General features: G+C 42.0%; 21 protein-coding genes. 13 read left to right on the top strand and 8 right to left on the bottom strand.

The genetic code is table 11. The features are described from left to right. Positions 1-58: 58 nt before the first annotated feature. The gene (locus ACSC9N_RS16180; protein WP_010325665.1) at positions 59-1,351 is read left to right on the top strand and encodes a glutamate carboxypeptidase; all 1,293 of its coding nucleotides are present in this window, start codon (positions 59-61) and stop codon (positions 1,349-1,351) included. Between the two features lie 271 nt (positions 1,352-1,622). On the opposite strand, the gene ACSC9N_RS16175 is transcribed toward ACSC9N_RS16180, so the two are convergent. After that, entirely contained in the window at positions 1,623-1,850 is a 228-nt protein-coding gene (locus ACSC9N_RS16175; RefSeq protein WP_010325666.1) for a hypothetical protein, read from the bottom strand. Between ACSC9N_RS16175 and ACSC9N_RS16170 the strand changes: the two genes are divergently transcribed. Together ACSC9N_RS16170 and ACSC9N_RS16165 are read left to right on the top strand one after the other, a co-directional pair. Beyond that, positions 1,849-4,254 carry a YgiQ family radical SAM protein gene (locus ACSC9N_RS16170; RefSeq protein ID WP_010325667.1) on the top strand — a complete coding sequence of 802 codons (2,406 nt, stop codon included), beginning with the start codon at positions 1,849-1,851 and terminating at the stop codon, positions 4,252-4,254. The genes ACSC9N_RS16175 and ACSC9N_RS16170 overlap by 2 nt on opposite strands. A gap of 382 nt (positions 4,255-4,636) precedes the next feature. Further along, on the top strand, positions 4,637-5,179 hold the full coding sequence (locus ACSC9N_RS16165) for a DUF2726 domain-containing protein (RefSeq protein ID WP_010325668.1): 543 nt from the start codon (positions 4,637-4,639) through the stop codon (positions 5,177-5,179). 60 nt (positions 5,180-5,239) lie between these two features. Here the strand turns inward: ACSC9N_RS16165 and ACSC9N_RS16160 are convergent, their stop codons facing one another. The 4 genes from ACSC9N_RS16160 to mdtD form a co-directional block, all read right to left on the bottom strand. Continuing rightward, the gene (locus ACSC9N_RS16160) at positions 5,240-5,596 is read right to left on the bottom strand and encodes a RidA family protein (RefSeq protein WP_010325669.1); all 357 of its coding nucleotides are present in this window, start codon (positions 5,594-5,596) and stop codon (positions 5,240-5,242) included. Positions 5,597-6,122: 526 nt separating this feature from the next. Continuing rightward, positions 6,123-7,184: a DNA polymerase IV gene (gene dinB, locus ACSC9N_RS16155; protein ID WP_010325670.1), complete on the bottom strand. Its 1,062-nt coding sequence runs from the start codon at positions 7,182-7,184 to the stop codon at positions 6,123-6,125. Positions 7,185-7,318: 134 nt separating this feature from the next. Further along, positions 7,319-8,032, bottom strand: a complete 714-nt coding sequence (locus tag ACSC9N_RS16150) for a glycoside hydrolase family 25 protein (RefSeq protein WP_010325671.1) — start codon at positions 8,030-8,032, stop codon at positions 7,319-7,321. Between the two features lie 170 nt (positions 8,033-8,202). Beyond that, positions 8,203-9,597, bottom strand: a complete 1,395-nt coding sequence (mdtD, locus tag ACSC9N_RS16145) for a multidrug transporter subunit MdtD (protein WP_010325672.1) — start codon at positions 9,595-9,597, stop codon at positions 8,203-8,205. Between the two features lie 160 nt (positions 9,598-9,757). Here mdtD and ACSC9N_RS16140 point away from each other — a divergent pair, with 160 nt between their 5' ends. Further along, on the top strand, positions 9,758-11,665 hold the full coding sequence (locus ACSC9N_RS16140) for a choice-of-anchor I family protein (RefSeq protein WP_035330361.1): 1,908 nt from the start codon (positions 9,758-9,760) through the stop codon (positions 11,663-11,665). A gap of 166 nt (positions 11,666-11,831) precedes the next feature. Beyond that, the gene (locus ACSC9N_RS16135) at positions 11,832-12,806 is read left to right on the top strand and encodes a hypothetical protein (protein WP_004692891.1); all 975 of its coding nucleotides are present in this window, start codon (positions 11,832-11,834) and stop codon (positions 12,804-12,806) included. A 59-nt stretch (positions 12,807-12,865) separates the two neighbouring features. Here the strand turns inward: ACSC9N_RS16135 and ACSC9N_RS16130 are convergent, their stop codons facing one another. Continuing rightward, positions 12,866-13,486, bottom strand: coding sequence for a TIGR00730 family Rossman fold protein (locus ACSC9N_RS16130; protein WP_010325674.1), 621 nt, complete (start codon positions 13,484-13,486; stop codon positions 12,866-12,868). Between the two features lie 335 nt (positions 13,487-13,821). On the opposite strand from ACSC9N_RS16130, the gene ACSC9N_RS16125 reads away from it, so the two are divergent. From ACSC9N_RS16125 to ACSC9N_RS16100, 6 genes are all read left to right on the top strand, one after another. Continuing rightward, positions 13,822-15,402 carry a TerC family protein gene (locus ACSC9N_RS16125; protein WP_010325675.1) on the top strand — a complete coding sequence of 527 codons (1,581 nt, stop codon included), beginning with the start codon at positions 13,822-13,824 and terminating at the stop codon, positions 15,400-15,402. A 70-nt stretch (positions 15,403-15,472) separates the two neighbouring features. Further along, entirely contained in the window at positions 15,473-15,940 is a 468-nt protein-coding gene (locus ACSC9N_RS16120; RefSeq protein ID WP_010325676.1) for a YchJ family protein, read from the top strand. 59 nt (positions 15,941-15,999) lie between these two features. Then, a complete protein-coding gene (locus tag ACSC9N_RS16115) occupies positions 16,000-16,644 on the top strand; it encodes a trimeric intracellular cation channel family protein (RefSeq protein ID WP_004692884.1) in 645 nt (214 codons plus the stop codon). Between the two features lie 103 nt (positions 16,645-16,747). Beyond that, a complete protein-coding gene (niaP, locus tag ACSC9N_RS16110; protein ID WP_010325677.1) occupies positions 16,748-18,067 on the top strand; it encodes a niacin transporter NiaP in 1,320 nt (439 codons plus the stop codon). Positions 18,068-18,601: 534 nt separating this feature from the next. Further along, the gene (gene parC, locus ACSC9N_RS16105; protein ID WP_078425948.1) at positions 18,602-20,821 is read left to right on the top strand and encodes a DNA topoisomerase IV subunit A; all 2,220 of its coding nucleotides are present in this window, start codon (positions 18,602-18,604) and stop codon (positions 20,819-20,821) included. Between the two features lie 148 nt (positions 20,822-20,969). Then, complete coding sequence (locus tag ACSC9N_RS16100) at positions 20,970-22,649, top strand: AMP-binding protein (RefSeq protein ID WP_010325679.1); 1,680 nt, start codon at positions 20,970-20,972, stop codon at positions 22,647-22,649. 47 nt (positions 22,650-22,696) lie between these two features. Here the strand turns inward: ACSC9N_RS16100 and ACSC9N_RS16095 are convergent, their stop codons facing one another. Continuing rightward, positions 22,697-23,077: a hypothetical protein gene (locus ACSC9N_RS16095; RefSeq protein WP_010325680.1), complete on the bottom strand. Its 381-nt coding sequence runs from the start codon at positions 23,075-23,077 to the stop codon at positions 22,697-22,699. A 107-nt stretch (positions 23,078-23,184) separates the two neighbouring features. Here ACSC9N_RS16095 and ACSC9N_RS16090 point away from each other — a divergent pair, with 107 nt between their 5' ends. Then, positions 23,185-23,589, top strand: coding sequence for an MAPEG family protein (locus ACSC9N_RS16090; protein WP_005401007.1), 405 nt, complete (start codon positions 23,185-23,187; stop codon positions 23,587-23,589). 119 nt (positions 23,590-23,708) lie between these two features. After that, positions 23,709-24,236, top strand: a complete 528-nt coding sequence (ppa, locus tag ACSC9N_RS16085) for an inorganic diphosphatase (protein ID WP_005060879.1) — start codon at positions 23,709-23,711, stop codon at positions 24,234-24,236. A 102-nt stretch (positions 24,237-24,338) separates the two neighbouring features. On the opposite strand, the gene ACSC9N_RS16080 is transcribed toward ppa, so the two are convergent. Continuing rightward, on the bottom strand, positions 24,339-25,664 hold the full coding sequence (locus ACSC9N_RS16080; protein ID WP_010325681.1) for an OprD family outer membrane porin: 1,326 nt from the start codon (positions 25,662-25,664) through the stop codon (positions 24,339-24,341). Between the last annotated feature and the right edge of the window lie 290 nt (positions 25,665-25,954).

The following is a 25,954-nucleotide window of genomic DNA, read 5'->3' as shown; positions in this document are numbered from 1 at the left end:
GGATAGTCGATCAAATGCTCATAGTTTGTTAGCAATATCTTTAAATGGAATAATGAGTATGTCTAATAAAATTCAATATCAACTGAAAAAACTTCCTTTAATCTCATGTGCGTTGTTGAGCTGTTTGGCTTTTGGGCAAGTACATGCTGTATCTAATGATCAGGTCAAACATCTGGTTGAGTCAGAAAAAAAGAATTATTTAAATACTCTAGAGGCTTTAGTCAATATTGAGTCGGGGAGTAAAGATCTTGTCGGCGTGAATAAGATAGCCAAATATGTCGCTGAACAATTAAAAATGACAGGAGCTGAGGTCAGTATTGTAGAAGCTAAAGATATATATCGTATGGATGATACGCCCCAACAGACTGGTCCAATGGTAAAAGCTGTTTTAAAGGGTAAAGGCAGCAGTAAAATTATGCTAATTGCTCATATGGATACGGTGTATTTAACAGGAATGTTGAAAGACCAACCTTTTAAAATGGAAGGGGATAAAGTTTTTGGTCTTGGAATTTTAGATGATAAACAGGGGGTTGCTGCGATTATTCATACGCTTGATCTTTTGAAAAAGTTGAATTATCAAGACTATGGCACGATCACAATCTTACTTAACTCCGATGAGGAGATCAGTTCGCCAGGTTCACGCAAACTGATTACTGAAACTGCACAAGACCAAGATGTGGTTTTGTCATTTGAGGGTGGTGGTAAAGATGGCAGTTTACGATTAGCCACCAGTGGGATTGGTGCAGCATATTTAGAGGTTCACGGGAAATCTGCACATGCAGGGGTTAAGCCTGAAGCAGGCATAAATGCACTGACAGAATTATCACATCAAATCTTACAGTTACAAGATTTATCCAATCTTAAAACAGGGTTGAAATTAAACTGGACTGTAGCGAGTGCAGGTAAAGTGCGTAACGTGATTCCAGACCTTGCGACTGCACAAGCAGATGTTCGTGCTTTGCAAGTTAAAGATTTTCAGCAAGTGGAACGTGTATTACAGCAAAGGATTAAACGTAAAAAGTTAGCTGATAGTGAAGTTAAGTTAAAGTTTGAAATGCGTCGCCCACCTTTAATGGCAAATCCACAGGCAAAAAAATTGGCTGAACAAGCACAGCTTATTTACAAAAATGATTTTAACTTACCAATGAAGGTCTTAACTGAAGCAACAGGTGGTGGTACAGATGCAGCATTTGCTGGCTTAAATTCGAAAGCAGCGATTTTAGAAGGCATGGGCTTATCTGGTGATGGTGCACATTCGAATAATGCTGAATATATTCTGGTCGAAAGTATTGTGCCGCGTTTATATTTAGCGACAAAGTTGATTATGGACTTATCGACCGCTCAAAAATAATAAAGTTGGTATGAAAGAACTCAACTGATTGAGTTTTTACATGATGAAAGATGGTGTTTATTTTTAGTAGCATCTTTCATTAATCTAAATATTAGAATCTTAAAAGGAAATGGGTGATATCTTAAATAAAAACTATATAAAGTGAGGGATATTCTGAGAGATCGGCATAGCTATAGTTGATGTTAATTTTTCATTCTTTGCTGCATAATTCAGCTGAGTCAGTTGGGTCTCGATGTATTGCTTACTGTCCCAAGTGATTGGACATTGATCTTTATTCTTTAAGGAATGAAGGGCCAGCTTTTGTCTCTTCACTGTCAAATTGTTTCTTTTTAAATAAAAACTTCGAAATTACGTTTGCATAAAAAAATAAATGATAACGTGCTGTATATGATGCTTTTTTAACCAAGCAAGCTGAATGTAATTCATGGTAAAATGATCGGCTTTCATCTTTGATCTTTATTTGAGATCTTTCATCTGCCAGCCGAGAATTGCTAGCCATGTCTACTGCTTATACTATGCAGACCGCGCCTAAAGCGTTGTTTGATTACGACAAATATTGGGCGTCATGTTTTGAACCTGCGCCATTTTTGCCGATGTCGCGCGAGGAAATGGACCAACTCGGTTGGGATAGTTGTGACTTTATTTTGGTCTGTGGTGATGCGTATATCGACCATCCATCATTTTGTTCGGGCATTATTGGCCGTACGTTAGAAGCACAAGGTTTCCGTGTCGGGATTATTGCACAACCTGATTGGACTAATGTTGAAGCATTTCGAGTTTTGGGTAAGCCAAATATCGCTTGGGGTGTGACTGCTGGGAACATGGATTCGATGATCAACCGTTATACGGCTGATCGTAAAATTCGTTCTGATGATGCCTATTCGCCAGATAATTTACCCAATAAACGTCCAGACCGTGCAGCAACGGTGTATTGCCAACGTGTGCGTGAAGCATTTCCAGATGTACCTGTATTGTTAGGTGGAATTGAAGCATCTTTACGTCGTATTGCACATTATGACTATTGGTCAGACAAAGTTCGTCGTTCAGTGTTGATGGACTCAAAAGCCGATCTTTTGATGTATGGTAATGGTGAGCGTTCAATTACTGAAGTGATGCATCGCTTAGCCAAAGGCGAAAAAATTCACGAAATTACAGATGTTCGTGGCACGGCATTTATCGTGAATAAGTTAAACCGTCCATCTAAAGCCAAGTTTGTGGAAATTGCATCGAATGATGTGGATACCATTGGCCGTGTCGATCCGATTATCAATCCTTATGTGATGACTGAAGATTTAGATGGCTGTGAAATTGAAAAAGATAAGGGTAATTCTTTAACCCAATACCAAAATTTCCAAAAAGAAATTGTGACGAATCAAATTGTTCGTGAAGGGGATCAACTCGATCCTGATACACAAATTGTGCAGTTACAGCCGTCTTCAAAGGCAATTAAACATAAATTACCGCCGCGTGAGCTGGCTGTGATTCGCTTGCCTGCATTTGAAGCGGTGGCAGATGATCCCGTTTTATATGCACATGCCAACCGTATTTTGCACCTTGAAACCAATCCAGGAAATGCTCGTGCATTGGTACAAAAGCATGGCGAGCGTGATGTCTGGTTAAATGCTCCACCGATTCCGTTAACGACGGAAGAAATGGACTATGTATTTGATTTACCTTATGCACGTCTACCACATCCTGTCTATGGCGATGCCCGTTTCCCTGCATTTGACATGATTAAGTTCTCTGTGAACATCATGCGGGGTTGTTTTGGTGGTTGTACTTTCTGTTCGATTACAGAACATGAAGGACGCATCATTCAAAACCGTTCAGAAGAATCAATTTTACGTGAAGTTGAAAAGATTCGTGATACTGCACCGGGTTTTACCGGCATCATTTCTGACTTGGGTGGCCCAACTGCAAACATGTATCGTTTGCACTGTAAAGACCCTGAAATTGAAAAGAACTGTCGTAAACCATCCTGTGTTTATCCGGGCGTATGTCAAAACCTACATACCGATCATGCACCTTTAACGCAGCTATATCGTAAAGCACGTGCCATTAAAGGCATTAAAAAGATTCTGATTGGTTCAGGCTTGCGCTATGACTTGGCGGTGTTAAACCCTGAATATGTCAAAGAATTGGTACAGCATCATGTTGGTGGTTATTTAAAAATTGCGCCTGAACATACCGAAAAAGGTCCATTGTCTAAGATGATGAAACCGGGCATCGGAACCTATGATCGTTTCAAGCAAATGTTTGATCGTTTCAGTAAGGAAGCAGGTAAAGAGCAATATTTAATTCCGTACTTTATCGCAGCGCATCCGGGTACGACCGAATATGACATGATGAATTTGGCGATTTGGTTGAAGAAAAATGGTTTCCGTGCCGATCAGGTACAGACTTTCTATCCATCACCAATGGCAACCGCGACCACCATGTATCACACGGGTAAAAACCCATTAGCTAAAGTGGCGCGATATACTGAAGATGTTGATATTGTGAAAGGTGAGAAGCGTCGTCGTCTGCATAAAGCCTTCTTGCGTTATCATGATCCAAACAACTGGCCATTATTACGTGAAGCTTTAAAGGAGATGGGCCGCCAAGATTTGATTGGCAACTCGAAACAGCATTTGATTCCAACCTATCAACCGCAAGGGACAGAAGGTCAGTATCAGTCTGCTCGGAAGAAAAACTCAACCGTGGATGGCGATTCGCAAAAACGTAATGGTGATAGCCGTAACCAACAAGCGAAAAATCAATCGCGTCCATCAAATACCAAAAAGCGTCCTGAGCGCGGTCAGATTTTAACGCAGCATACAGGTTTACCACCGCGTGAAGCAGGTGATGCCAAGAAGCCATTTGGACATTCAAAGTCAAAACCAAAGTCTAAGTCACGTGCTTAATCGCAATTGAATATAAAAAAGGATGCTACGGCATCCTTTTTTAGGATTGATCTTTTTTATTGCGTTAGAAAAATAACTCAAAGATTGGCTTTTCTGCCATACGTCTGGAAAATTGGGTCAGTCCAAAGAATCATATTGCACGTGAATGGATCACTCTATTACAGTGTAGATAGGCTAAAGAGCCAAAATTTCATTTAGATTAAAACAAAACGTGTTACAACGAATGACATTGCAAAAAATTGTTTAGTTTTATCAGCGTTTGTTTGATTTTAGCTTTAGTTTTTTTATTGCGTGGTTTGGATAAATGGTCAGTAGGTTATACTGATCGAATAAAAATGGTTGTGATACCGAAAATTATAATAAAGATCAAAAGGATGCAAATATGACAACTTATATGGTAATTGGTAGCGTGTTGTTGATACTGGTCATGATTTTAGCGAGTAAAGCGTTGATCCCTAAGACCAAGCAGCAAGATAGTGCATTAAGACAACGTGCTATTTTTAGTATGCATGAGCAACTGACTTATACTCGTTTGAAAGAAATTTTACCGCATCATACTGTGCTGGCACATGTATCTTATGATGCCTTACTCACGACAAAATTTTCGCGTACACGAAATAAATACCGCAATTTGGTGGCTGATTTTGTCATTGTGGATAGTGCACAACAAGTTTTGGCAGTGGTTGCCTTAGAAGATCCGCTTTCACTGAAACGTCCACAAAAGGCACAGTTTCAGGATGCGATCCTTGATATGGCTGGCTATAAAGTGATTCGTTATGAAGAAGTGCCTGACTATCATCAGTTACGTGAAGATTTTTATGGCGATCTCTATGCTTCATCGCGTTTGACTAAAGATACGCGTGTGGCCAAAAAATATGATTACTATAATGCTGCACAAACTCGAAAATTACGTCTGATCGGCTAACTCAATCTCAGCGCGCAGCATAAAAACATGAAAACTCATGTTTTTATGCTGCGTGTATTTTTATGCAGGTTGCACTGCAACAACGGTTAACTCTACCAATACTCGTGGATCATAAAGTTTAGCTTCAACACAGGTACGGGGTAAGGCATCAATATCTGCAACCCAAGCGTCCCATACTTCATTGAAAGCTGCATAGTCTTGTTCAATATTCTTCAAATAAATCGTTACCGATAAGATATGGCTTTTATCTGTGCCTGCATCAGCTAAAAATTGGTCAATCATGTCGAATGTTTGTTGGGTTTGACCTTTAATATCGAGATCAAAGTCAGACGCCAATTGACCTGCCAAATGAACGAGGTTGCCAGCAATTGCAACTTCAGAAAAACGATTTGAGACATGCAAACGTTGAACCGTCATGATGTATGCATCCTGTGTGATGAGTATAAAAATAGAACATGAAAAGTAGTTCAATAGCCTACCACAAACTCATGTATGACAGATGGCTACGATGTTGGCTTTCAATCAGGTGCAGAATTTTACAGCTTGAAGGATCCTATCTATTGTTATAAGTGCATGTGAACAGAGGATGGGTTCAATATCTTGACGTGGGAATTACAAAAAATGAAGCAACGCGATTAATAGTTCAATCTTATTCGGGCTTTATAAAAGTATATTTTTAAATATTGGATTATTCTGATGCTAGAGCGCTGCTCTGTAATATAGAGGGGGAATACCATGATAAATATCAGAGATGTCCTGTAATCTTCGGATTTGATCGTCACGCCAATCACAGGACGTATGCTAAAAGTAAAGGTAAGTTTTAGCATCTCAGCGGTTACATGGATAAATGCAGCGCGTCATTAGATTACTCTAAAAACACAGTTTGTGAATGCTAAATTGCATTATTTTTGTTCTTTTGGTTAAAAAATGACTCATTGAGCAATCACTCAGACCATAAAGAGAGCTGGGGTAAAGGTTCTTGAGTCGAAAGTGCATAGACCCCAACACCGATAAGACGAAATTGTTGATCCGGTGTGATTTGCATTTCTTTGAGTAAGATATCTAAGGTCATTTGTAGTTCAGTTTGATGCTTTAATGGCGTTTTGAAGCTTTTACTGTGCTGTAGGGTTTGAAAGTTTTTCAGTTTCAGTTTGACGGTGACACCGCGGGCATACAGTTGCTTTTTCTCTAAGCTTTGCCAGACTTGTGCAATCAACTTGGGCCAAAATGGGAGACATTGTTCAAGGATTAAGTCATCATCAAAAGTGGTTTCTTTTGAAATTTGCTGACGTTCTCGTTCCGCTTGTACAGGACGCTCATCAATCCCTTGTGCATAGAGATAGAGCTGTTTTCCATACTTGCCAAAATGATGAATCAGGATATTTTCATCTACATGCTGTAAATCACCTAAAGTTTCAAGTTTGAGCGCATGTAATTTTTCTTGCATGACTTTACCCACTCCGGGGATTTTTTTAAGCGGCAAGTGCTGAATAAACTGCTGAACTTGTGAGGGTTTAATCACGCAGATACCATTGGGTTTATTCCAGTCCGAAGCAACTTTGGCTAGAAACTTATTCGGTGCTACACCCGCAGAGGCGGTCAGTCCTGTGCTCTGAAAAATATCAGCACGGATGCGTTCAGCAACCTCTGTGGCGCTGGCCAGTTGTTGTAAATTTTCCGTCACATCTAAATAAGCTTCATCTAATGAAAGCGGTTCAATGAGTGTGGTATAACGCTGAAAAATTGTATGAATTTGCTCTGAGACCGTACGATATTTAGCGAAATTAGGTTCAATTACTATCACTTGAGGGCAGCGTTTTTTGGCTTGAGTCATCGACATGGCAGAGCGGAGTCCGTATCTACGTGCAGGGTAGGATGCGGCAGCAATGACGGCACGAGGATGATGTGAAGAAATCACTACAGGTAAATGCTTTAAGTCAGGACGATCAAGTAACTCCACCGAGGCATAGAAGGCATCCATGTCGATGTGAATGATTTTTCGCATGTTGAATTTTAATGTTGAAACCTAAGTCAGTATTGCACTATTCAGATCGATTGCGTAGTCCTGTATGCGGCATAAGCGACAGAATTTGACTTGGTATTTTTGTATTTGAACTTCAATGCTGAGCTTGAAACTGCTTACTTGATCGGTAAGTTTTGTGGCGGTTGATAAAGCCCTTGGCGCTCTAAAAAGCTGATCCAATCTTGCTCTGAGCCTTGAAATACATTGAGATCCACCAAGGTTGGTATGCCTTTAATTTGACCTTGGCTGGTGTGTTGCCAAAAGGTCCATTTCGGATTGCCTTTGAGCTCAGGCTTGCCTTGATATTCACGAATCCAAAGGGGAGTTTGTTTAAATTCATCGACCAAAACAATATTATAAAATGCTTTAGATGTATAAAAAATGGGTTGCAAACCATAGTGTTTATACAGTTGGTCGTGCATGACCTGAATCTCTTTGAGCAGCTGTTCTCTGGTATAGGTGTTGATACAGTTGCTGTCATATTCCAAATCAATCACAGGCGGCAAACTATCCGTTTTCTTCGGCACAGTTTCGATAAAGTTTTGCGCCTGAATCTGGCCATCACGGCATAAACGATAAAAATGATAAGCCCCGACTAAAAAGCCTTGTTCACGGGCTTTGAGCCAATTGTCCTGAAATTTACGGTCTTTGAAATCGCCCCCTTCAGTGGCTTTTAAATAGACGAATTTAAACTCTTGGGGAGAAATGGATTGCCATTGAATATCGCCCTGATGATGAGACACATCAAAGCCTTTTATCGGATACTCTTGGGCAGATGCGACATTGTTCTGCAAGAAAAAATAGGTGATTCCCAGTCCGACACATAGCATCACTACACAGGCAATTATGTAATAGAGATATGAGGTTTTTGACGGCGTGGAAACTTTTTTTCTTGCGGACATGCTTTTGCAGGTATTGGTTTTTAGCTCATCATCATAGCTCGAATTTGTGGAACTGACCATGATGATTATGGTCAGTGAATGGCAGCACTTTGTATCTGTTATTCATCCACGGTATCTTTGGGGATATGCCAGAAAATAGCTGCGGTAATCAGGTTAATACAGCCCAAAACAATTAAAGTGTTATGGAATGCCATGACGATATGATCTGTACCCAAATATGCGGTAAAGACATTGACTAAAGTACCTGCCAAAGCCACGCCAATACTCATCGATACCATCATGATCATCGACAAGAAACTGTTGCCACTGCTGGCATCTTGTTGCGGTAAATCTTTCAGCGTGAGGGTATTCATAGACACAAATTGCAGGGAGTTCAGCATGCCAAAAACAAAGAAATGCAGTGCGCGCAGCCAAGTTGGGGTGTCTGCGGTATTGAGGGCAAAACTGGCGATACATGCACCGACCAACAAGGTGTTAACCAAAAGCACGTGGCGATAACCAAAGCGCTGAATCAAGTGACGAATGATGGGTTTAGACGCCAGTGAACCCAGCACGGTCGGAATCATTAAGAGTCCGGTCACAAAGGGTTCAAAGCCGAAAGCCACTTGGAGCATGAGTGGCATTAAAAAGGGCATGGCATTGCCACCGAGGCGAGCAAAGAAGTTACCTAAAATACCCACGGCATAAATGCGGTTACGAAACAGTTTACTGCGAAATAGCGCATTTTGATGTGTATGTGCATGATAGGCATACCAAAGCGCAGTCGCCAAGCTCAGTACAATCAGCCCAATACTCCACCATAAAGTCAGGTGCGGACTGGCAAAATTTTCAATCCCTAAAGATAGTCCTGCCATGGCGATCACCAACAGGATAAAACCCCAAAAGTCAAAACGAGGCACATTCTGCTCGGTGACATTCGGCATGGCTTCAAAACTAATCAGGACCCCTAACAGTCCCATGGGGAGGTTAATCAGGAAAATCCAATGCCATGTACTGACTTCGACCAACCAGCCCCCGAGTGTTGGCCCGATCAGTGGACCAATTAGTCCCGCGAGACTCATCAAACTCATGGCCGATAAGAATTGCGTCCGCGGAATGACCTTGAGCATGGCTAAACGGCCAACAGGGAGTAATAATGCACCACCCACACCTTGTAGTACGCGATAGAACAATAACTCATTTAAGCTTTCAGAAAAGCCACAGCCCAGTGAGGCAAGGGTAAAAATGATAATGGCACTGAAATAGGTATTGCGCACTCCAAAACGGTCGGCGAGCCAGCCACTCAAGGGAATACAGGCAGCAACGGCAAGCACATAGGCCACCACCACGCTATGCATTTGGAGCGGATCTTCATTCAAACTGGCTGCCATAGCGGGTAGAGCGGTATTCACAATGGTGGTATCTAAGCCTTGCATAAAAAAGCCAATCGAAACCAAAAGTACCAAAAGACGGTACTCAGGAGCGAGTGCTTGATGGGTCGGCGTTTGGTTCATAGATACAACAAAGTGAAATTTTTAAACAGTTTAGCTTAATTTAAGTTGGACTGTTGTTGCGAATGTGCATTTATCACATGCCATCAAATTGACATCTCTACGTCATGTGTTTGCAACGCGTACGTCATACATTGGTCAAATTTGAACCGATATTTAGATCATGATGAATAAAACATATAGTGCTGTCTTTTTAGCATGCATGGGGTTGGGCTTAGCAGGATGCAATGACAGTGATGATGCGCAAACCATCACACCACCACCAGTGGTAGAGGAAGCCACCCCGAATAGTATTGAACTGGTTCATCTTGCAAGTTATGAATCGGGGATATTTGGACAGAGTGCAGCTGAAATCCCCGCCTATGATGCTGCGAGTAAGCGTCTGTTCGTGGTGAATGCACAAAAAGGTATGGTCGATGTTTTAGATTTTTCCCAACCAACGCAGCCGACATATATCCAATCTTTGGATGCCAAAACTTATTTAGCTAATTCTGAGGTGAATAGTGTCGCCGTGCATAATGGCATCGTGGCGCTTGCGGTTCAGGCTGAGGATAAAACCCAAACCGGTATTGTGGCTTTTTTTAAAGCACAGGATCTTTCCTTTATCAGCCAAGTCAACGTGGGAGCTTTGCCAGATATGTTGACCTTCACGCCTGATGGTCGAAAAGTACTGGTAGCGAATGAAGCGGAACCGAATGAAGGTTATCAAGTCGATCCCGAAGGTTCGGTCAGTATTATTGATATTTCAGATATTCAAAAACCAACAGCAACTATTGCGGGTTTCCACGCATGGAATGACCGTAAACAAGACTTATTAGATGCAGGCATTCGTATTTTTGGCCCAGACATCAGTCAATACCCAAATGTTGCTAAGGTAGGTATTCAAACGACCACCGTTGCACAAGATTTAGAACCTGAGTACATCGCAGTCAGTGCTGATGGTAAAAAAGCATGGGTTAGTTTGCAGGAAAACAATGCGATTGGGGTTTTAGACCTAGAAAAAAATCAATTTGTTGATCTTTTCCCGATGGGCTACAAGGACCATAGTTTGCCTGAAAATGCCTTGGATGGAAGTGACCGTGACTGTGCTATTGGCCAAGACTCTTTGGGACGTAGTATTACAGAATGTGCAAAAGATGCAGGCATGATTAATATTCGCTCTTGGCCGGGGCTATATGGCATGTATATGCCCGATGCCATTGCATCATACCAAGCCAACGGTAAAACATATTTGGTCACAGCCAATGAGGGGGATGCCCGTGAATGGCTAAGGGATGAAGCCAAATACTTTGAAGGCGGGGACTTAAATGCTGGTTATGCAGAAGAGATACGCATTAAACATTTGTTTAAAAAAGCAGGTTTTGATGCCAAAGGCGATTATGCCGCGCATTTACGTCAGCTTGCACCGGGCGTAAAAGGGGCGAAATTAAACCCCGAGGTGTTTAAACCTTGTCAAACGGCTGATGCAACAGAAGTCTGCGCGGATAATTTAATTAAAGATTCACAAATTGGACGTTTGACCATTAGTTGGACGCAAGGTTATCAAAAAGATCCACTAACGGGTCTGCCAAAGCTAGATGAAAATGGTCGTCTGACTTATGACAAATTATATGTCTATGGTGGCCGTTCGGTGAGTATTGTCGACCCTGAAACCAAGCAAATTGTATGGGACTCGGGGAGTGAGTTTGAGCAAAAAATTGCGGAGCTGTTCCCAGAGCAATTTAATAGCAATCATGAAGCATTTAAATTTGATGACCGTAGTGACAATAAAGGCCCTGAACCTGAAGGCGTGACTTTGGGTAAAATTGGTGAAAAGACCTTTGCCTTTATTGGACTTGAGCGTGCCAGTGGCATCATAGTGTATGACATTAGTAACCCGAATCAGGCTAAATTTGTTCAGTATCTGAACCATCGCAACACCACGGAAACAGAAGTCACGAAGCAAGGTGACTTAGGCCCAGAAGGTTTGATTTTCATCGCGGCGAAGAATTCACCCAATGGTCGTCCGCTGTTGGTGGTGGGAAATGAAGTCAGTGGTAGTACAGCGGTTTATGAAGTCAAACTCAATTAAAAAAACTGAGTTTTGACTTTGAAAAAAGAGCACTGCGGTGTTCTTTTTTATGGCGCTACAAAAAATATATGACAAGGATGTCATGAAAATGAAATAAAACCGTCATAATCTTTGGCAAACGTCCAAGGGCACTGTCTTGGAATAAATTATTCAAAAGGTTGGTTTTATGACAATCGAAATTTTGATGGTGATAGGCTTCTGTTTAGCTGCTTATTCTATCGTCGGAAATGATGTGCCACAGACATTAGGTACGTTTATTTCATCCAATGCACATCGTCCATGGTGGGTGCTTTGGCTCTTTATCAGCACCATTTTGGTGGTGGTGTTGATTTATGGTTGGTATGCATCCGGTGTGGGTGATGCATCATATGGCCGTTTAGAAACGATCCCTTTTCCTGAGGGTGGGGTCACGTGGCTCTATATTGTGCCACCGATTTTACTGTTATTTTTAACCAAATACGGAATTCCCGTCAGTACCACTTTCTTGGTTTTAACCATTTTCTCGCCTGCAAGTTTAGGCTCGATGATGGTGAAATCGATGATGGGCTACGCGGTGGCCTTTGTGGTTGCGATTATTGTCTATCGTTTTGTGATGCGACAAGTCGCGAAGTATTTTGCAAAAACCCGTAATCAAGAACCGTCGCATATTTGGATCGGACTACAGTGGGTCTCTACGGCTTTTCTGTGGAGCCAGTGGCTAATTCAAGATTTGGCCAATATTTTCGTCTATGTACCCCGTCAAGTGCCGTTTTCATTTTTACTGTTTGCCATCACGGTCTTTGTGGTGTTGTTGGCGGTGATTTTGTACCAACGCGGTGGTGCGATTCAGAAGATTGTCGATACCAAAACAGGTGTCACCGATATTCGTGCAGCGACCATTATTGACTTTATGTATGCCCTGATTTTGTTGGTGTTCAAAGAGTGGAGCAATATTCCAATGAGTACCACATGGGTATTCTTAGGTTTACTTGCAGGTCGTGAGTTTGCAATGTCGATGATTTTTGATGAAGTGAACAAACATCGCACTTCGCGTAACGTCAGTAAAGATGCGATGAAATTGATGTTTGGTTTAGCTATGTCGGTGATTTTGGCGACCACACTGCCGTGGTTCTATAACTTTGTCACCCATTATGGGCAATAACCACACATGTTAAAAAAGCGAGCTCTAGGCTCGCTTTTTTATGGCATTAAGAACAGGATTTAAATGGCAAAGTGCGCTGGGCTGCCGAGGTTGGCAATAGCTGAATAAATCTGTTCAGCATGGTTGCATACAATTACTTTTGCGCGGTGCTGTGGCGGTAGAAAACCTTCTTCTACTGCATGATCCAATTGTGTAATCAGTGCGTCATAAAAACCATTCACGTTATAAATCATCATCGGTTTTTGGTGTTGGTTCAGTTGTCCCCAGGTTGCCACTTCTAAAATTTCTTCAAAAGTGCCTAAACCACCGGGTAGTGCGACAAAGGCGCTTGCACGTTCGGCCATTAAGGCTTTGCGCTCATGCATGGTTTGTACAACATGTAATTCGGTCAGTTGGTGATGCGCAATTTCATAATCCAGCATAAATTCTGGAATGACGCCGACTGCTTCACCGCCGTGGCTAATCATGGCATCGGCCACTTGTCCCATGAGACCAATGCTGGCCCCCCCATAAACCAGACCAAAACCCTGTTTAGCTAAACCTTGTGCCAGTGCAATCGCTTTTTCTTGATAAATCGGTTTATTGCCTGAACGAGAACCGCAATAAAGTGCGATCAGAGGTTGAGTGGTTTGAACATTTACTTGAGTGTTGAGAGAGGATATTTTTAATTCACTATTCATGGCGTATGTTTTTACCTTTTGCTTTATCTACTTTTTCTCTCTTAGTTTAAGCAAGAAATGTGACGGCAAGCTGTATTTAATCTAACAATCGGGTAATAATTTGTTAAATCTTTTAAAACAGTGCGCTTTTGAAAAAAAGATGAATTTCATGTAGATCTTGCCTATACTTATTTCCTGTTTTACAACACAAGAACGAACATGGGTAGTGGTAGTTGTCGCTCAAGACATCTTCAGTTTTCCGAAAAAAAATTACAGCCATTGGGGCTGAATCTTCCTTTTCATCCGCTTAAGTTGCGTTATGCACCGTATATTTCCCCTCGACAGGAGCAGATCACATGATATTTGAATGGATGTCTGATCCTTCTGCGTGGGTGGGGTTACTCACCTTAGTGGTGCTGGAAATTGTGCTGGGGATTGATAACTTGGTTTTTATTGCGATTTTGGCGGAGAAACTTCCACCAGAACAACGTAATACGGCCCGTGTTGTTGGTTTGATCCTTGCGCTCTTAATGCGTTTGGTGCTGTTGGCCTCAATTGCTTGGGTGGTGACACTGACCGAGCCGCTGTTCCATATCTTCGATCATCCTTTCTCAGGACGGGATTTGATTCTTCTGTTTGGTGGGGTGTTCTTACTATTTAAAGGCACCATGGAACTGCATGAACGTATTGACGCCAAAGTGGTTCAGAAAGAAGAAAGTCCAGCCAATGCTGTGTTTTGGATGGTGATCGTTCAGATTGTAGTTTTGGATGCTGTGTTTTCCTTAGATTCGGTGATTACCGCAGTCGGTATGGTTAAACACCTGTCTGTGATGATGATTGCGGTGGTTATTGCCGTCGGCATTATGCTGTGGGCATCGAAAGCCTTAATGGAATTCGTCAACAAACATCCGACCGTGGTGATTTTGTGTCTCGGCTTCTTGATGATGATCGGTTTCTCATTGATTGTAGAAGGCTTTGGTTTCCATATTCCAAAAGGCTACTTATATGCCGCGATTGGTTTCTCGGTAATTGTTGAATTCATCAACCAAACCATGCGCCGTAATCAAGAAAAAATGGTCACCACCACAGACCTTCGCTATAAAACTGCATCTGCGGTGCTGCGAATGTTGGGCGGTAAAAGTAGTGATCATGCCTCTGAGCCTGAAGATGTATTGGCAACTCGCGCTTATGCGGATGAAGTATTTGATCCTGAAAATGGGGTTTATCATAGTGTCTTGGTGCAAGGGGTGCTGGGTTTGTCCGAGCGTCCTGTGAAGTCCGTGATGACCCCACGTCCAGAGTTGGAGTGGATTGATTTAGAAGATGAAGAAGCCTCAATCAAATCACAACTACTCAGTATTACGCATTCACGTTTAATCGTGGCACGGGGCGAATTAGACAACATCGCCGGTGTGGTGCTGACCCATAAAGTTTTGAATGAATATATTGAAACGGGTGTCCTTGATTTTGATAAACATTTACGTGAACCTGTGATTGTGCATGAAAATGCGCAAGTCCTGATGGTGATGGAACAATTGCGTCAAGCACCGTTGCAAATGGCTTTGGTCTTGAACGAATACGGCTCGATTGAAGGGATTGCCACGCCGATTGACGTATTAGAGGCGATTGCAGGGGAGTTCCCCGATGAAGATGCTGAAGATAATGTGGCTGAAAGCTTAGAAGATGGTAGCTTGATGCTCGATGGTTCAACCGATATTCGCCATGTGTCGTTATTGTTGGATCGTGATTTGGTCGACGAGTCTGATCAGTACTCAACCTTGTCAGGCTATATCCTCTTTCATTTAGGTCGTTTACCCGAGAATGGCTCTAGCCTTGAAGCAGATGGTTGTATTTTTGAAGTGGTGACGATGGATGGGCACAAAATTGAAAAAGTGCATGTGATTCCCAAGTTGGATCTGCACAAGGAATCCTCTTAAAACAAACCGTAATCTGGTTTGAACAGGTTAAAATAGCTCGCAATGTCGAGCTATTTTTTATGGAAAAATCATGAGTAATGTTGAGTGTCCGTGTGGACAGGGCGAATATAAGCAGTGCTGTCAGCCATTGCACTTGGGACAAAGCCGTGCGCAGAGTGCTACTCAACTTATGCGCTCACGTTATAGTGCTTTTGCCAAACAGCAAATTGATTACATTTTACAAACCACAGCGTTGGGACAGCAACAGGCTCTAGATGTTGCAGCAATTGCTGAGTGGAGTCGAAGCAACCAATGGTTGAAGTTAGACGTCGTGCAGGCCAATGAAAAACTCGATAAAAACCATGCCATGGTTGAGTTTAAGGCCCATTATCATGATGGCACATCGCCACAGATACATCATGAAATTTCACATTTTGTGAAACATGCCGAGGCGTGGTATTTTTTAGATCCAACCACTGAAATGAAAATCACCATGAAACAAGCGTGCATCTGCGGTTCAGGGAAAAAATTTAAACAATGTTGTGCACAATTTTTATAATTTTAAGCAAATTTGGCTTAGAATAGCGCGCATCAATTAGCCTATATGGAATCCAGGCGATGTTACTCACTATTATTTATATTATAGCGATCACAGCAGAGGCAATGACAGGTGCACTGTCGGCGGGTCGGCGTAGTATGGATTGGTTTGGTGTGGTGATTATTGCCTGTGTCACAGCACTGGGCGGCGGTTCTGTCCGCGATGTGTTGTTGGGACATTATCCGCTGACTTGGGTCAAGCATCCTGAATATTTGATGCTGACCTGTTTTGCCGCTTTTATGACGATTTTGATTGCCAAGTGGATGCGTCATTTACGTAATATCTTCTTGGTGCTCGATGCTTTGGGCCTGATCGGTTTTACCATCATTGGCTGTCAAATTGCCTTAGAAATGGGACATGGGTTTGTGGTGTCTGCGGTTGCTGGAGTTCTGACAGGGGTGTCAGGCGGTATCTTACGTGATATTTTGTGTAATGACGTCCCTTTGGTCTTCCGCCGTGAACTGTATGCCAGTATTTCTTTTGTCGCGGTGATTTTCTATTGGGGCTGCATTCAGCTCGGTTTATCACTTGAGCTGACCGTGATTTCGACTTTGATCTTTGGTTTTAGCTTACGTCTAATCGCGATTTACTTTGGCTTAGAAATGCCAAAATTCATTTATCAAGACGATGATGAGCAATCTGCTTCTTCGAAAGATGCCAGCTAAAATAGCAGTGATTTGACTGCCTTATTTGTATAAAAAAAGCACATAATGATAAAGCCTGTTGAGAAAGCAGCCTGCTATCTTTTCCCGCTTTAGAGGCCGAGCTATGGATTTAGTTTCTCGCATACAACGCTTACCGATCGGTAAATTTCACTACACCTTGTTGTGGGTCATTGGCTTGGGCTGGATGTTCGATGCCATGGACACGGGGCTGATTTCTTTTATTTTGGCAAAAATGGCCGAAGATTGGCACATGAGCCCAACCGAGAAAGGTTGGGTGGTCTCCATTGGCTTTGTCGGAATGGCGATTGGTGCGGTGTGCTCAGGTGGTCTGGCCGACCGCATCGGACGTAAAACAGTTTTTGCCGCGACCCTCGTGATTTACAGTTTAGCGACGGCGGCCTGTGCCTTTGCCCCGAACTTAACGTGGTTGTTGGTGTTTCGTTTTATTGTGGGTTTAGGCTTAGGTGGACAGTTGCCAGTAGCGGTGACCTTGGTCAGTGAATACATTCCTGCGCAGGTGCGTGGGCGTTTTATCGTGCTGCTAGAAAGTTTTTGGGGCTTAGGTTGGCTTTGCGCTGCATTGGTGGCGTATTTTGTGATTCCAAAATTTGACTGGCATATGGCCTTCTTAATCGGTGGAATTCCTGCACTGTACGCCATTGTGATTTGGTTCAAAGTGCCTGAGTCAATTCCTTATCTCATTAACCGTGGTCGTATTGTGGAAGCGCATGCCTTGGTGCAGCAGATTGAACGCCAATGCGGTGTGGAAGTGATTGAACATATCATCGTTAAACCAGTGGCAGAAAAAAAGAATGTGTCTTTTACCCAGCTCTGGTCGGGGGCATTTGCACGTAGAACCTTGATGTTGTGGTTGATTTGGTTTGGTATTGTCTACTCATATTATGGCATTTTTACATGGTTACCCAGTTTGCTGGTGAAGCAGGGGTATAGCATTGTTCAGTCTTTTGAATATGTCTTGGTGATGATTTTGGCACAGCTGCCAGGCTATGTGGCCGCAGCATGGCTGGTCGAAAAGCTGGGACGTAAAGCAACCTTGGCTGGTTTTATTGGCATGTGTGCAGTTTCCGCGTATTTCTTTGGTCAAGCTGATACTGTGAGCATGATCATGTTCTGGGGTTGTTTGATGTCATTCTTTAACCTCGGTGCATGGGGCGTGTTGTATACCTATACCCCAGAGCAATATCCAACCAATATCCGGGCTTTTGGTTCGGGCTGGGCATCAGCCATTGGTCGTATGGGCGGCATTGTCGCACCGATGGTGGTGACACATATGATGGTACAGAGCAATGGATTTAGTGCGATTTTCATGATGTTTACCGCAGTATTGCTTGCGGTTGCAGCGGTAATTTTGATTTTGGGTGAAGAGACCAAAGGCAAAACATTGGAAGAAATTGGACTGTAATTTAGTCCGTGCTGAAGATTGAGAGTCAGATGTGCTGAGACTCTCAGCCTTCAGTAAACATCAAGATAAAATTTAGAAGATGGATCTGAAAATAACCGATAACCAGATCCAACTCAGCAATAAAAAATTCAATCTGCTCGGCCAAAACGTAGCCTCTCAACGCTGCATTTTGGTAAACGCAGATCTTGCTAATGATGAGACCTTTAAATAATCACTGCTTGATTGATGTGATCTACCCAATTGGTTGTGTCGCATTTTGGGCGAGGATGGGCAAATTTTTTGTCGATCGTATCGATCAAGTTGAGTGGGCTGAAGTTGCTTCATTGTTTTCATTGATGAGCAGAGATGAACACAGGAACTGAACTTCAAAATAATTAGTTGCTCATTTTAAAAAAAATGGATAATTTTACGACACTAGGAACATCTAAAGACGCAATTTGTCGTAGTGGTGTACGCTTTCACTTGTATAGGCAGAGCCCGCGACATAGCATAAGAACTTAAACAAAAAACGATTAATTAGGATGACAGGTTGTTATGACGAACCTTGCGCATCAAGCGACAGAAAACCGTTCCGTAGCAGAATTTACTGAACAAGCATATCTCAATTACGCCATGTACGTGATCATGGATCGTGCCTTACCGCATATCAGCGATGGTTTAAAACCTGTACAACGCCGTATTGTATATGCCATGAGTGAGTTGGGGCTGAAACACAGTGGGAAACCCAAAAAATCTGCGCGTACCGTCGGCGATGTGCTCGGTAAGTATCACCCGCATGGTGATTCAGCCTGCTATGAAGCGATGGTGCTGATGGCTCAGCCTTTTAGTTATCGTTATCCGTTTATTGAAGGTCAAGGTAACTGGGGTTCTCCCGATGATCCGAAATCATTCGCTGCGATGCGTTATACCGAAGCCAAATTATCTCAGTATAGTGAAGTGCTTTTGTCTGAGCTGGGACAGGGGACTTGTGACTGGCAGGACAACTTTGATGGTTCGATGAAAGAGCCAGTGACTTTACCTGCACGTATTCCGAATATTTTGTTAAATGGCACCACAGGCATTGCGGTTGGTATGGCTACGGACATTCCACCACACAACCTGCGTGAAGTCGTGAAAGGCACCATTGCCTTAATTCGTAATCCAAATTTAAGCGATGAAAAAGTTGCAGAATATATTCCTGCCCCCGATTTGCCGACCAAAGCAGAAATTATTACGCCACCTGAAGAGTTATTAAAAATACAAAGCACAGGTCGGGGCAGTTACCGTATGCGTTCGGTGTATCGCATCGAAAAAAATGAAATTGTGATCACGGATTTGCCTTATCAAGTGTCAGGCTCGAAAGTTATTTCGCAAATTGCAGATCAAATGCAGGCGAAAAAACTGCCTTTGGTGAGCGATGTGCGTGATGAGTCGGATCATCAAAACCCAACCCGTTTGGTGATTGTACTGCGTTCAAATCGGATTGATGCTGAAGCAGTGATGAGTCACCTTTTTGCCACCACTGATCTTGAGTCGAGCTATCGGGTCAATATGAACATGATTGGCGCGGATGGCCGTCCACAAGTGAAATCGATTCGTCGTATTTTGCTGGAGTGGATTGAAATTCGAAAGGAAACCGTCACCCGTCGTCTGCAATATCACCTGAATAAAATTGAAAAACGCTTACATATTTTGGGCGGTTTAATTATTGCCTATTTAAATATTGATGAAGTGATTCGTATTATTCGTGAAGAAGAACAGCCCAAAGCGGAGTTGATGTCACGTTTTAATATTGATGATATTCAGGCCGAAGCCATTTTAGAACTCAAGTTGCGTCATTTGGCTCGACTTGAAGAAATGGAAATGCGCCGTGAGCAAGAAGAGTTAGAAGCCAAAGCTGCACTGATTCGTGAACAGTTGGCCAATCCTGAGTCTTTAAAAGCTTTGATCATCAATGAACTCAAAGATGATGCGAAAAAATACGGCGATGACCGTCGTTCACCAATCGTGCATCGTGCAGAAGCGACGGCGATGAGTGAGCAAGATTTCATGCCTGCTGATCCTGTGACTGTGGTCTTGTCTGAAGCGGGGTGGATTCGCTCAGCCAAAGGTCATGAAGTTGATGCCGAAAACCTGAACTTCCGTGCGGGCGATCAATACCTTAGTCATGCGCAAGGCAAATCTAATCAGCGCGTGTATGTGCTGGATGAGTCAGGGCGTAGTTATGCACTAGCCATTAATAGCCTACCGTCCGCACGTGGTTTGGGAGAACCGTTGAGTTCAAAATTGTCCCCAGCCAGTGGTATTGGTTTTAAACAAGTCTTTATTGCTGATGATGAAGCCGAAGTCATAGCGCTAAGTAGCAAGGGGTATGGTTTTAAAACACAGGCAAAACAGTTAGATACCAATGCAAAAGCAGGGAAAGCCTTCCTTACTTTACCTGAAAAAGCCACAGTTATGCCGTTAACCAGTGTTGATCAGGCCACCCATTTGGCGTTATTGACCTCAACGGGTCGTTTGTTGATTTTAGAGTTGTCAGAGTTGCCTGTTTTGAATAAAGGTAAAGGTAATAAATTGATACAACTTGAAGAGAAAGATCAAATTGTATTCATGACAAGATTAACGCTAGATGAAATACTGCAAGTCGTTGCAGGACAGCAGCAATTAAAATTGAAGGGTGATGACTTGCAAAAATACATAGGCAAAAGAGCATCAAAAGGGCAGTTATTACCACGTGGTTATCAAAAAGCAAATAAACTGTTAGTTCAGAGATAAAACTAGCATCCATTGATCAAAATACGTTATATATGGTATGTATGCGGGAAATGGATGCAGTATTAAGCAACAGAAGTTAAATAAAGAGCGCTTAATATTGAGAACAATAGTTGAAATTTAAGGATTACTGATAGGAGAATCGGGCGATATGGAAAAAATTTGGTTCGCAGAATACCAAAAAACGGGGATTCCAGAGACTGTAGAATTGCCACCAGAAAACACGTCATTAGTAGATGTTTTTGAACGAAATTTCCAAAAATTTGGCTCTCGTGATGCTTTTATCTTTATGGATAAAGTGCTCACTTTTAATGAGTTAGAAGAAGCAAGCCGTAAATTTGCAACGTATTTACAAAGTTTGGGTCTAGCAAAAGGCTCACGTGTCGCTGTGATGATGCCGAACGTTCTTCAGTATCCTATCGTTGCTTTGGGTGTATTCCGTGCAGGTTTAGTATTGGTTAACGTCAATCCACTGTATACCGCGCGTGAACTTGAACATCAGTTAAATGACTCGGGCTCAGAAGTTTTGGTGATCATTGAAAACTTTGCCTCTGTTTACCAAGCGATTAATGGTAAAACGCCAGTTAAACATGTCGTGATTGCCTCTGTAGGTGACATGTTGGGTGCATTAAAAGGCACACTGGTGAACTTTGTATTACGTTCAGTGCGTAAGCAAATTCCAGCATGGAATATTCCTGGCCATATTCGCTTTAATGCGGCAATGTCGAAAGTTAGTGCGAGTAACTATAAGCGCCCGAACTTAACGTTAAGTGACACAGCAGTGCTTCAGTACACTGGCGGCACTACAGGGGTATCTAAAGGTGCAGAACTGACGCATCGCAACCTTGTGGCGAACATGTTGCAGTGTGACGGTATTTTCCAAAGTAAATTTGGTGCACAAGATGGTCAACCTGATGACCGCATTTTCTGTGCCTTACCGCTATATCATATTTTTGCGTTCATGGTGTGTGCGATGTACGGCATGTACAAAGGCCAAGCCAACGTTTTGATTCCAAACCCGCGTGACTTACCTGCGGTGATGAAAGAATTACGTAAATATCAACCGTCATTCTTCCCAGCAGTGAATACGCTATTCAATGCTTTAGTGAACAATGAAGAGTTTAAGCAACTCGACCACAGCAAATTGAAAATGGCAATGGGTGGTGGTATGGCTGTGCTTCCTTCTACAGCAGAAGCGTGGAAGCGAATTACTGGGACCAACATCATTGAAGGTTATGGTCTATCTGAAACTTCACCTGTGGCAACGGCAAATCCGCCAGCGTCTGAAGAATTCAGTGGCACGATTGGTATTCCATTGCCATTAACTGAAGTTGCAATTTTGGATGATGATGGTAAGGAAGTTGCACTGGGTGAACAGGGTGAGATTTCAATCCGTGGTCCACAAGTGATGCGCGGCTATTGGAACCGTCCAGATGAAACGGCTAAAGTGATGACGGAAGATGGTTTCTTCCGTACAGGCGACATTGGTGTCATGGATTCTCGCGGCTATGTGAAAATTGTAGACCGTAAGAAAGACATGATTTTGGTGTCAGGCTTTAACGTTTACCCTTCAGAAATTGAAGAAGTGGTTTCAAAGCATCCTAAAGTATTGGAAGTAGCTGCCATTGGTGTACCTGATGAAAAATCAGGTGAAGTACCAAAACTGTTTGTAGTGAAGAAAGATCCATCTTTAACCACAGAAGAAGTCTTGGCCTTTGCGAAAGAGAACTTAACGGGTTACAAACGTCCGCGTTATGTTGAATTCTTAGATGAGTTACCGAAATCAAACGTAGGTAAAATCCTACGTAAAGATTTACGTAAAACAGCTTAAGTTCAAATAAAAAAGCGCCGTCAGGCGCTTTTTTTTCATGTTCACATTTAATTTTTCATTAACCAGCGATCAATATAGGGACGGCCAATGCCTAAGATGCCAACAAAGGTCAGCATCGTACCGCACTGACGACTAAAAGCTGGGAAAGCAAAACTACCAAAACTCAGGACATTATCGATCAGACAATAGACGGTCACTGCAAGCAACCAATACCATAGGTTTTGACGTTTAATCCCGACCATCCAAAATGCAATGATCAGTATGACCAGTGTGCCAAGAGTCGAACCAATATTCATATTGGCACAAATGACCGCCAATAAAAATGCAGTAACGGGAAGCACAATCTTTAAAACACGATCCACTTGGCGTTGATGTTGACGCTGAATTTCGAGCACGTCGAACATTTCTTTTTGATCAGGGCTAGCCATGCAGGAGTCTCATCGGGAAATTATAAAAACACTATAATTTAACCAAATTTATCCTCGGAATGCCATGCTATGATAGCCATCGAAATGATCTTGATGAGAAAAAACCAATGCAAAGCATTAGCGGGATTATTTATCTCATTTTAATTGCTTGTTTACTGCCTTACGTATTTACAATCATTGCTAAAAAAACAGCAGGATTTCGCGCCAAGGATAATCAACATCCGCGTGAATTTCTCGCCAAGACGACTGGTCTGGCAGCACGTGCCAATGCGGCACAGCAAAATAGCTTTGAGAGTTTACCGTTATTTATTGCCGCTATTTTAATGGCTGAATATATGGTGATTCCGCAAGTGGTCACCATGACGTTTGGTATTGCCTATCTTGTCTTTCGTGTGGTGTATGGGATTTGCTATTTGGCCAACTGGTCGACGCTTCGATCGATCGTTTGGCTGTTGTCACTGCTTTGTCCTATTTGTTTATTATTGTTGGTCATTCGACTAACGATGGGCTAAGTGCGAAACATACATATTTTCACCCAGTGGATGTATAATCGCAGAAATATTTTTTTCTCAAAAACCGTTATAATCGATGCGGTTTTTTTAAAAGATTTAACTTGTTAAAGAGTGATGTTATGAGCTACAGCAATATCCCTGCGGGTAAAGATGCACCGAACGATATCTACGTGATCATCGAAATTCCTGCAAATGCAGCACCAATCAAATATGAAATTGATAAAGATTCGGATGCACTTTTTGTAGATCGTTTCATGGGTACAGCAATGTTCTACCCAGCGAACTATGGTTATGTACCAAACACCTTGTCTGAAGATGGCGACCCATTAGATGTACTTGTTGTAACGCCACATCCTGTTGCTGCGGGTTCAGTCATCCGTTGCCGCCCAGTGGGCAAACTGAACATGGAAGATGATGGTGGTATTGATGCGAAACTCATCGCTGTGCCACATGAAAAATTATCTCCATTGTATAAAGATGTTCAGGAATATACCGATCTTCCTCCGCTGTTGATCAGCCAAGTTGAGCATTTCTTTGCCCACTATAAAGATTTAGAGCCTGGCAAATGGGTAAAAATCAGTGGTTGGGAAAATGCTGCTGTTGCCAAAGAAGAAGTGTTGAAAGCAATCGAAGCTGCTAAAAAATAATTTTGAAAAAATAAAGCCTGATTTTATTACCCTAAAATCAGGCTCATAAAAAAACCGCCATTCAATTGAATGGCGGTTTTTTATGAATTGATCTAAAGTGAATTAGAACAGTTTCACAGGAATATCAAGGAATAAACGCCATTCATTGGTTGAGCCAATGACATTGCTGACATATTGACCAGAAACATTATTATAGGTATCACTTGAACGTAAGTAAGAATAGCGAACACGTAGGCTTGCATCTTTCAATGCACCTGTTTGAACTGTATATTTGACTTGGTTAAAGAACTCATGTTCTTCGGCTTGGTCAATGATTTTTGAGCGATCTGTTATTTTAGCGATATCAATATCCCAACCATAAACAAATGCAGTTGTCCAGTTTAGACCAGGTAAACCGTGATTTTTGAAGTTGTAGTTATATTGTAGCCCGACAGATTTTTCATCATTACCATTAAAGTCACCTAAATAGGAATTAGGGACATAGATACTTTGTAAACCATCAGCATTATAGCCATAGTCATACCCAGTATTACCTGTGTTATCTTGATAAGAAAGCATGACATTATGTACATCTTTGCCATAGCCCACTGAAACAGCCCAAATCGAGTTTTTGCGGTTTGCTAGATCATCTGTGGTATGTGAATCAGTGAGCGCATCTTTATCCCATTTTGTATGATAACCCATGGCATCAAGTGTTAAGGTACTCTTGTCTTTTAAGCTTTGGGTAAAGTTTACATTGGCATAATGACGTTCTAGCTTATCTTGAACATCTAAGCCATAATACGATGAATTGAGTTGATCATTAAATTTATATTTAGCACCCCAAACTACTGCACGATCAAGTCCTTGACCTGTCACATCTTTATCGGTACTAATTTGGTTTGACATTTGGTTTTTTGTGAATTTACCTGCAACCACATTTAGATTTGGAATTTCATTACTTTCAATGAAAACACCTGTGTAATACTCAGGCACTAAACGGGCTTGATTACTTGCCATGACAGGAAGTGTTGACACCTGTGTACCATAAGTCACGGTTGTGTTGGAAATACGTGCTTTCACATTGGCACCACCACGAGCCCAATGATCATAAGCAAATCCACGATCATCTACAGGAATCATTTGATTACCCGTATTATTATTCGCACCAAGCTTGAAAGATGCATCACCTACTACGCCAACACCAAAGCCAACAATACCCTTTGTAAAGCCTGATTGAAGATCAAAAATGGCAGTTTGAGCAGTTGAGCTTGTATCATTTGTTAAACCGTCTTTTTTATCACGATTTAAAAAGCCTGTGCGGAATAGCACTGATCCTTCAGCGCCTTCAACGAAACCTTTAGATTCACTTTGCTCACTCGCAAAAGCTGTTGATATAAGTGCAGTTTGTACTAAAACTGCTAATGCTAATTTTTTTGTGTTTTGCATTGGGGAGCGAACCTTATACAAATTGGATGGAAAGAGAACAGCAATTGTATAAGTAATCGCTGAAAAATTTTCATTTTTATTTATCATATTCAACTAAAGTAATGCATTTTTTTGTAAGTGATATGTTTGAAATATTTTAATTTTGGTTAAAATATTCGGTTTGCTAAAATAAACCTTTATAAAACATCGAATTATTTTTCTCCTCTTAATTCTGTTTTTTGCTATGTATTGCAGAAAATAATATATAGACTGTGAGGTCATTTTAGCTTATGAATCAAAGTGTTCAGTCA

This window comes from Acinetobacter sp. PC34 (genome assembly GCF_051789135.1).
Classification (GTDB): Bacteria; Pseudomonadota; Gammaproteobacteria; order Pseudomonadales; family Moraxellaceae; genus Acinetobacter; species Acinetobacter johnsonii.
This window is presented reverse-complemented; position numbering and strand designations above follow the sequence as displayed.

Excerpts from the sequence above, each read along its gene's own strand:
- ACSC9N_RS16180 (WP_010325665.1), top strand. The coding sequence starts at position 59 with ATGTCTAATAAAATTCAATATCAACTGAAAAAACTTCCTTTAATCTCA.
- ACSC9N_RS16170 (WP_010325667.1), top strand. The coding sequence starts at position 1,849 with ATGTCTACTGCTTATACTATGCAGACCGCGCCTAAAGCGTTGTTTGAT.
- ACSC9N_RS16175 (WP_010325666.1), bottom strand. The coding sequence starts at position 1,850 with ATGGCTAGCAATTCTCGGCTGGCAGATGAAAGATCTCAAATAAAGATC.
- ACSC9N_RS16165 (WP_010325668.1), top strand. The coding sequence starts at position 4,637 with ATGACAACTTATATGGTAATTGGTAGCGTGTTGTTGATACTGGTCATG.
- ACSC9N_RS16160 (WP_010325669.1), bottom strand. The coding sequence starts at position 5,596 with ATGACGGTTCAACGTTTGCATGTCTCAAATCGTTTTTCTGAAGTTGCA.
- dinB (WP_010325670.1), bottom strand. The coding sequence starts at position 7,184 with ATGCGAAAAATCATTCACATCGACATGGATGCCTTCTATGCCTCGGTG.
- ACSC9N_RS16150 (WP_010325671.1), bottom strand. The coding sequence starts at position 8,032 with ATGCTATGTGTCGGACTGGGAATCACCTATTTTTTCTTGCAGAACAAT.
- mdtD (WP_010325672.1), bottom strand. The coding sequence starts at position 9,597 with ATGAACCAAACGCCGACCCATCAAGCACTCGCTCCTGAGTACCGTCTT.
- ACSC9N_RS16140 (WP_035330361.1), top strand. The coding sequence starts at position 9,758 with ATGATGAATAAAACATATAGTGCTGTCTTTTTAGCATGCATGGGGTTG.
- ACSC9N_RS16135 (WP_004692891.1), top strand. The coding sequence starts at position 11,832 with ATGACAATCGAAATTTTGATGGTGATAGGCTTCTGTTTAGCTGCTTAT.
- ACSC9N_RS16130 (WP_010325674.1), bottom strand. The coding sequence starts at position 13,486 with ATGAATAGTGAATTAAAAATATCCTCTCTCAACACTCAAGTAAATGTT.
- ACSC9N_RS16125 (WP_010325675.1), top strand. The coding sequence starts at position 13,822 with ATGATATTTGAATGGATGTCTGATCCTTCTGCGTGGGTGGGGTTACTC.
- ACSC9N_RS16120 (WP_010325676.1), top strand. The coding sequence starts at position 15,473 with ATGAGTAATGTTGAGTGTCCGTGTGGACAGGGCGAATATAAGCAGTGC.
- ACSC9N_RS16115 (WP_004692884.1), top strand. The coding sequence starts at position 16,000 with ATGTTACTCACTATTATTTATATTATAGCGATCACAGCAGAGGCAATG.
- niaP (WP_010325677.1), top strand. The coding sequence starts at position 16,748 with ATGGATTTAGTTTCTCGCATACAACGCTTACCGATCGGTAAATTTCAC.
- parC (WP_078425948.1), top strand. The coding sequence starts at position 18,602 with ATGACGAACCTTGCGCATCAAGCGACAGAAAACCGTTCCGTAGCAGAA.
- ACSC9N_RS16100 (WP_010325679.1), top strand. The coding sequence starts at position 20,970 with ATGGAAAAAATTTGGTTCGCAGAATACCAAAAAACGGGGATTCCAGAG.
- ACSC9N_RS16095 (WP_010325680.1), bottom strand. The coding sequence starts at position 23,077 with ATGGCTAGCCCTGATCAAAAAGAAATGTTCGACGTGCTCGAAATTCAG.
- ACSC9N_RS16090 (WP_005401007.1), top strand. The coding sequence starts at position 23,185 with ATGCAAAGCATTAGCGGGATTATTTATCTCATTTTAATTGCTTGTTTA.
- ppa (WP_005060879.1), top strand. The coding sequence starts at position 23,709 with ATGAGCTACAGCAATATCCCTGCGGGTAAAGATGCACCGAACGATATC.
- ACSC9N_RS16080 (WP_010325681.1), bottom strand. The coding sequence starts at position 25,664 with ATGCAAAACACAAAAAAATTAGCATTAGCAGTTTTAGTACAAACTGCA.